Annotated in this window: 1 protein-coding gene and 1 pseudogene; both read left to right on the forward strand. The window is 34.8% G+C overall.

The features are described from left to right. Positions 1-1,900, forward strand: a 1,900-nt coding sequence (locus tag AN161_RS03920) for a S9 family peptidase (RefSeq protein ID WP_053593078.1), incomplete at its 5' end; no start/stop codon positions are given. A 646-nt stretch (positions 1,901-2,546) separates the two neighbouring features. Further along, positions 2,547-2,905: pseudogene (locus tag AN161_RS30465) on the forward strand (S9 family peptidase); the annotation flags it as partial.

Genomic DNA, 2,905 nt, shown 5'->3' on the forward strand with positions numbered 1-2,905 from the left:
TTCAAATAGTAAAACAATTACTAAAGAAGATGCAGTGAAAATTTTAAACAATGCTAAAAAAGTGAAAAATAGTGTCAATAATGAAGGCGTGAAAGAAATTTCCGTCGAAGATTTTATGAAAAATCCAGGAAACGTTGGCTATGAACTTTCACCAGATGGCAATTACATTACTTATAACGCTGCGTGGGAAAACCGTAAAAACGTTTTCGTGAAAAAAATGAATGACGATAGCGAACCAGTACGTGTATCTAGTTCAACGGATCGTGATATTTTATTATCCTTCTGGAAAGATGATAATTTATTATATTTAAAGGATAAAGGTGGCGATGAAAACTACCACATTTATTCAACAACATTTAATGGTAATGAAGAAAAGGATTTAACACCTTATCCGGATGTAACAGTTGGGGTATTAAGTAATTTAAAGGGCGTTAAAGACGAAATCCTTATTATGATGAATAAAGACGATGCAAAAGTCTTTGATGTCTACAAGCTTAACCTAAAGACAGGTGAAACTACACATGTTGCGAAAAACCCAGGTAACATTACTAGCTGGATTGCAGACCGTGATGGAAATGTACGTATGGCGGTTGCTTCAGATGGTGTAGTTGGCACGGTTCTATATCGAGATTCAGAGAAGGATGAATTCAAACCATTTATTGAAATAGAAGAAGGAGATCAAGTAGCGCCACTTGGTTTCACTAAAGACAATAAACATATTTTGGCGAAATCTAATAAAGGAAGAGACAAAGTAGAAATAGTTAAATATGATTTAGAAGGTAAGGAAGAAGTAATTATGTCCAACCCAGAAGTGGATGTATCAGGTGTATTATACAGTCCTGAGAAAGATAAATTATTATACGGTGCATATATAACAGATAAAGTACACTATCAATTCTTTGACAAGGACTTTGAAAAACTATTCCGTAAAATTCAAAACAAATTAGGTGTTCAAGAAAGTGAAGTAGGCATTAATGATTACAATAAAGAAATGACAAAATTCATTGTTAGCGTTTCTAGTGACACTGTTTACGGAAAATTTTACTACTACGATTCAACAACAGACGAATTGACAGAAATGGAAACGTTAAGCCCTTGGTTAAAACCAGAGGAGCTTGCAGAAATGCATCCAATATCGTATAAGAGTCGAGATGGCTTAACGATTAACGGTTATTTAACTTTACCGAAAAATAAAGAAGCTAAAAATCTGCCACTTATCGTCAACCCACACGGTGGTCCATGGTTCCGCGATTCGTGGGGCTTTAACCCTGAAGTACAATTATTAGCAAATCGTGGTTATGCAGTACTACAAATGAATTTCCGTTCTTCAGCTGGATACGGTAAAAAATTCCTTGAAGCTGGTAATAAGCAATGGGGTCTAAAAATTCAAGATGATATTACAGATGGTGTACACTGGGCAATCGATCAAGGTATTGCTGACCCTAAACGCATCGGAATTTACGGTGCATCATTTGGAGGTTATGCAACTTTAGCAGGTATCACTTACACACCAGACCTATATGCAGCAGCAGTTGATTATGTAGGTGTATCAAATATCTTTACGTTATTAAATACAATTCCTCCATATTGGGAAACAGTGCGCAATATGTGGTATAAGCGTGTAGGCGATCCAGAGAAGGATAAGGAGCTATTAACAGCCGTTTCACCTGTCTTCCATGTGGATAAAATTAAAACACCACTATTTGTAGCTCAAGGTGCAAATGATCCACGTGTAAATAAAGCTGAATCTGATCAAATCGTTGAAGCATTACGTGCAAGAGGCGTTGATGTGGAATACATGGTGAAGGATAATGAAGGCCACGGTTTCCTTAATGAAGAAAATAGCATTGAATTCTACAATACAATGCTAAAATTCTTAGATAGCCATCTAAAAAAATAATACAAAAAAACTGTGCAGGGAATTATCTTGCACAGTTTTTTCTAGTTGCAAAGGAAACTATAGATTTTTAAGTTGTGGGTAACCAAGGGCATAGTTTTCGTCTAGGCTAAAGCGCTACATCCTCAAGGTTGCTTCGATCCCTCAGGCAAAAGTGGTGGAGGTTTACTTTTGCTTCGGGCGCTTTAGCGCATTTGTTCTAAAATAGTTGCTTATACATTGAAAACGTTTTAGTAACAACGGTTGTCCAAATACAACAATAGATTATCAAAGCATGTTCTAAAATAAACAAATATTGATTTTGTTAATTTTAAAATTAATGCTATATTTTGAGTGTTAAAGGAGAAGATGGAAGTGAAACATCTGATGATCACAAAGATGAAGTCGTGACATCGCATTTTGCATTAAGTAAAAATGAAATAAAATATGGATATTGAATACACAGATCATGGAAATCTAAAACAACATCCAAAAGTACCTCATAGACATGACTGAAATGGTAATACAAGAGGTCCAGGATATCTCTTGTACTTGATCGCTTTTATCTTTTTAATTATTCAACCCAATAATTTACAAATATACTGAAGTTAGTATAATTTCATTGTGTTGACAAATTATGTATCGCAGATTGATATAAGGAGGAATCATTTTGAAAAAGAGGATTTTATCAGCATCATTAGCAGTTATTTTAACGACATCTGCTGTTATTCCTGTATCAATGCAGGAAGTACGTGCTGCTAATGAAACTAGTAGTCAATTAGAAGTAATAAAGAAACGTTTATCTGCAAAGGATTTTCTAGATTTAACTGTTACAGCTCTAACATTCCAACATGGATCAGAGACAATGCGTCAACAAATCATTGATACGTGGGTAAAAGGCGAAGAATTAAAAAATTTAAGTGCGAGAATTAAACGTGATGAAGCAGCACGCATTTTAGTAAGAGCTTTAAATAAAGAGGAAAAAGAAAAAACACTTGCTGAGTATCAAGAAAAAGCCAATAAGCTTGG

The organism is Lysinibacillus sp. FJAT-14222, from assembly GCF_001278875.1.
GTDB lineage: Bacteria > Bacillota > Bacilli > Bacillales_A > Planococcaceae > Lysinibacillus > Lysinibacillus agricola.